We start from the raw sequence: 4,137 nt of genomic DNA, 5'->3' as shown, positions 1-4,137 counted from the left end.
ACCAGCGCATAAAACTCCGGCGTGGGCTTGCGATCACCTTTGGCATAGAGCTCGATGGAATATTTGTCGCCGCGGCAGCCGACGGACAGCTCCTTGGCCGCCGTCGTAGATCGGCGCGGTGACGTTGGCGACGATCGAGGCCTGGTCCTCGGCGAAGGTGCCGAGCGTCGGGTCGTTGTTGCGGCTCTTGCTGGCGCTGCCCTGGATGGTGGCGCTCGGCAGCAGCGCGCCTTCGGCGATGCGGATGTTGGTGGAGGCGACGTCGACGTCGAAGCTGGCGGCCATCACCGCCGGATGCTGGCGGATCGCCATCGTCATGGCGTCTTCGCGGCTCTTCGGCAGATAACGGTCGACGACCTCGGCGGGCCGAAGCTGCGACGGTGAATTGCCGATCACTTGCGCATAGATCGCCTGGCTGACGGCAAGCGCGACTTCGGCGGCGTTGAGATCGGCAAGGCCGCGGTTGAGGCGCGCCTCGGCCTGCGCGCTGTCGGTCGGCGTGACATCGCCGGCGTTGAGGCGGCGCTGGGTGACCGAGAGCGTCTCGCGCAGAAAGGCGACGTTGGAACGCTGCGCCTCGACCAGCGACTGGTTGGCGAGCACGTTGGTGTAGGCGGTCACCGCGTCGAGCAGGACGCCCTGGCCGACATTGCGCAGCGCCTCGCGGCCCGACTGCACCTGCAGTTCGGCGGCCCGCACGTTGTTGGCGGTGCGGAAGCCGTTGAACAGGGTCTGCGTCACGGTGACGCCGATGATCCACGGCTTCAGGTTGCCGGTCTGGATCGTGTTGTCGGGCAGCAGATTGCGCACCGATTGCAGGCCGGCGCTAAGGCTCGCCACGATCTGCGGCCGGTAACCGGCGAGAGCCTGCGGCACGTTCTCATCCGTGGCGCGTTGTCGCGCACGTTCGGCATTGAGCTGCGGATTGGTCTGGTAGGCTTTGGCCAGCGCCTCCGGCAGGGCTTCGGCCCAGGCGGCGGAGGGCAGGGCGCAACAGAGCGCCAGCGTCGTCCATGTCGCAAGCACAGGACCTACGCCCGATCGATGCCGCGTCATCACGCGACCAGCTCTGGCGGTACGTCCAATCATGTAATCCCGCTTAACCCGACTGTCCGCCCCCGCCGACGGTGGCCTCTTAACTGTTTAACCAGCCGAGGTCCCGCAGGCAAACTGCCGCGGGGAAAACCCCCATGTAATCCGTGCTTGTTGCAGCTTCGTCACAGGGGGATGCGGGAACGCGGCAGAGCCTTACACCAGCCTGACCGCTCGCCGAACGTTACCGGTTCTTGTTCACCGGCTTGCGCTTCTCGATGAACGCCGCCATGCCCTCGGAGCGGTCCTCCAGCGCGAAGGTGGAGTGGAACAGGTTGCGCTCGACGCTCATGCCCTCGGCGAGCGTGGTCTCGAAGGCGCGGTTCACCGCTTCCTTGGCCATCGCGGTCGCAGGGCGCGACATCGACGCGATCTTCTCGGCTGCCGCCATCACCTCGTCCATCAACTTGTCAGCGGGAACAATGCGGCTGACGAGGCCTGAACGCTCGGCTTCCGCCGCATCCATCATGCGACCGGTGAGGCAGAGGTCCATGGCCTTGGACTTGCCGATCGCGCGCGTCAGGCGCTGGGTGCCGCCGATGCCGGGAATCGTGCCGAGCGTGATCTCGGGCTGGCCGAACTTCGCGGTGTCGGCGGCGATGATGAAATCGCACATCATGGCGAGCTCGCAGCCGCCGCCGAGCGCGTAACCGGCAACCGCCGCAATCGTCGGCTTGCGGCAACGCGCGAGGCGGTCGCCGCCGATCGCGGCAAAATCTTCGGAGAACATGTCGATGAAGCCCTTCGGCTGCATCTCCTTGATGTCGGCGCCGGCGGCAAAGGCCTTCTCGCTGCCGGTCACGACGATGCAGCCGATGGCGTCATCGGCCTCGAGATCGTCGACGGCAGCTGCGATCTCGCGGAAGACGCCGAAGGAGAGCGCGTTGAGCAGCTTCGGCCGGTTCAGCTTGATGATGCCGACCGCACCGATGCTTTCGACGATGATGTGTTCGAACGTGCTCATGCTCCACCCACGCTTTTGATTGGGCGTGCAATGTGCCCGCTGACGCGGTGGGCTTCAAGGGGGCCGGGGACGCAGGACGCGCGGGAGGCGCGTCCTGCCGGAACCGGCAATCAGGCCATGAACATGCGCGCGGCCGAGGCCAGCGTCAGCAGCGTCCCGACGCCGATGAAGATCTTGCCGATCAGGGAGCTCTGGTCCCAGGCCGAGCTCTGCTGGCTGCTTGCCATCACCGGTGCCGGCCGGGGCTGCGCCTCGGTTGCGGCAATCACCGCCTTCTGCGCCGGCGGGTTGTCCTGTTGCACGGCGCGGTCGATGTCGTTGAGCTGATCGGGCGCGACAACTTGGCCCTCGGCAGCTGCGGCGTTGGTGTTGTCGGCCGCTGCCTGGACATTGCCGTTGGCGCGGTCCGTCATCGCAGAGGCGGCAGCCGCAGTCGGCGTATCGGCGGCTGCGAGCTGCGCATTGGCATTGGCGACCGCCGGCGGCATCTGGCTCGAGGCCGGCATGTTGTTGTCGGCCTTGTTGTCGGCCTTCGGCTCCTCGGCCTTGGCCGGGGCGTCGTTCTTGTTGTCGGATTTCTGTGCCGTCTTGCTGCTATTGGTGCGGCGCGACTCGTGGCGCCGGTGCTTGCTCGGCTTGGCCGCGTCAGCCTGTTTGCCCGCGCTGTCCGATTTGCCGCTTGTGGCTTGGTCGGGCGCTGCCTGTGCAACGCCTCCGAACAGCACGAAAAGGCCGGCAAGAAGGATCAACGCCGCGCGCCCGCTGGCTTTCATCATGTTGACGATCTCCCCAATTCCGCCCGTCCCGGAACGAACAGAGACCCTGGGGCGTGACGACAGCGGGGCAGAAAAGGGGAATCTTCGCGCTCCACCGGGCGAAAACGGGGCAAAGCGGGGCGACGCAGCGGCCGCCGGGTGCGGGGCGAGCCGAACGGTGTTATGAGCCGTCGCAGACGTTTCCGGCCGTATCGGTCGCGAGTTCCGGCATTGATCACGACTTCGTGATCGAGAGGCGCCCGCGTAACAAATTGAACGAACGGCCGAATTCCATGGTGAGGGGCGCGCGTGCGCGGACGTGAGGACGAATGGACCGGCCTGATGCGGTCGGCCATGGCAGGCGATGATGCGGCGTATCATCGCCTGTTGAGGGCGGTCACGCCGGTGCTGCGCGCCGCGGCGAGGCGTGGCTTGGCGCGGGCCGGGCAACCTCCGGACCAGGCCGAGGATATCGTGCAGGAGATACTGTTGGCGGTGCACCTGAAGCGGCACACATGGGACAGCGAGGCCCCCTTCGCGCCCTGGCTGTTCGCGATCGGCCGCAACAAGCTGATCGATGCGCTCAGGCGACGCGGCAGACGCATCTTCGTCAACATTGACGATTTCGCCGAGACGCTGCCGGGCGAGGCACCGCAGGAGACGGCCTCTGCAGGCGAGGTCGCAACCCAGCTCAACACGCTGCCGCAGCGCCAGCGCGACGTGCTGCAGTCGATCGCGGTCGAGAGCGCCTCGATCAAGGACACGGCGGCGAAGTTTTCGATGAGCGAAGGCGCGGTGCGGGTCGCACTGCATCGCGGACTTGCGGCACTGACTGCCAAACTGCGGGACCACTAGTCATGGATACCGATCAACTCATTCGCTCGCTCGCTGCCGACAACGCCCATCGCGTGCCGCGGGTCGGCGCCGTGCTGACCATGGCGCTGCTGGTGGCCGCGCCCTTGTCGATCCTGATCTTCGCGACGTTCCTCGGCGTGCGTCACGACGTGATGAGCGCGATGCGCAACCCGTTCTTCGACATGAAGTTCGCGGTCACGCTGTCGCTTGCGATCCCCGCGATCATCGTCAGCCTGCATCTGTCGCGTCCCGAAGCCTTGTTGCGCGGCTGGGGCTGGCTGTTGCTGCTTCCGGTCGGTTTGCTTGCGGTTGCGATCGGCAGCGAGGCGATGATGGCGCCGGCCATGCCGATGACGATGCGGCTGATGGGCAAGAATTCCAGGGTGTGCCTGTTCGCGATTCCCGCTATGTCGCTGCCGCTGCTCGCGGGCGCGCTGTTCGGCCTGCGCCATGGCGCGCCCTCGCGCCCCG

4 protein-coding genes and 1 pseudogene are annotated in these 4,137 nt (G+C 66.5%); 2 read left to right on the top strand and 3 right to left on the bottom strand.

The features are described 5' to 3' along the window. Window positions 1–93: 93 nt before the first annotated feature. The 3 genes and pseudogenes from MOV75_RS29350 to MOV75_RS29340 form a co-directional block, all read right to left on the bottom strand. A pseudogene (locus tag MOV75_RS29350) lies at window positions 94–1,056 on the bottom strand (TolC family protein); the annotation flags it as partial. Window positions 1,057–1,276: 220 nt separating this feature from the next. Continuing rightward, window positions 1,277–2,056 (bottom strand): enoyl-CoA hydratase, encoded by a 780-nt coding sequence (locus MOV75_RS29345; protein WP_246931129.1) that lies wholly within the window; start codon window positions 2,054–2,056, stop codon window positions 1,277–1,279. Window positions 2,057–2,166: 110 nt separating this feature from the next. Then, window positions 2,167–2,832, bottom strand: coding sequence for a hypothetical protein (locus MOV75_RS29340; RefSeq protein WP_246931128.1), 666 nt, complete (start codon window positions 2,830–2,832; stop codon window positions 2,167–2,169). Between the two features lie 288 nt (window positions 2,833–3,120). Between MOV75_RS29340 and MOV75_RS29335 the strand changes: the two genes are divergently transcribed. Both MOV75_RS29335 and MOV75_RS29330 read left to right on the top strand, forming a co-directional pair. Beyond that, window positions 3,121–3,666, top strand: coding sequence for a sigma-70 family RNA polymerase sigma factor (locus MOV75_RS29335; protein WP_246931127.1), 546 nt, complete (start codon window positions 3,121–3,123; stop codon window positions 3,664–3,666). Between the two features lie 2 nt (window positions 3,667–3,668). After that, on the top strand, window positions 3,669–4,137 hold a 469-nt coding region (locus tag MOV75_RS29330; protein ID WP_247007070.1), incomplete at its 3' end, for an NrsF family protein.

Source organism: Bradyrhizobium sp. PRIMUS42 (assembly GCF_023006515.1).
Classification (GTDB): Bacteria; Pseudomonadota; Alphaproteobacteria; order Rhizobiales; family Xanthobacteraceae; genus Bradyrhizobium.
The sequence above is the reverse complement of the archived record's forward strand: the minus strand, read 5'-3'. Positions and strand labels throughout refer to the sequence as shown.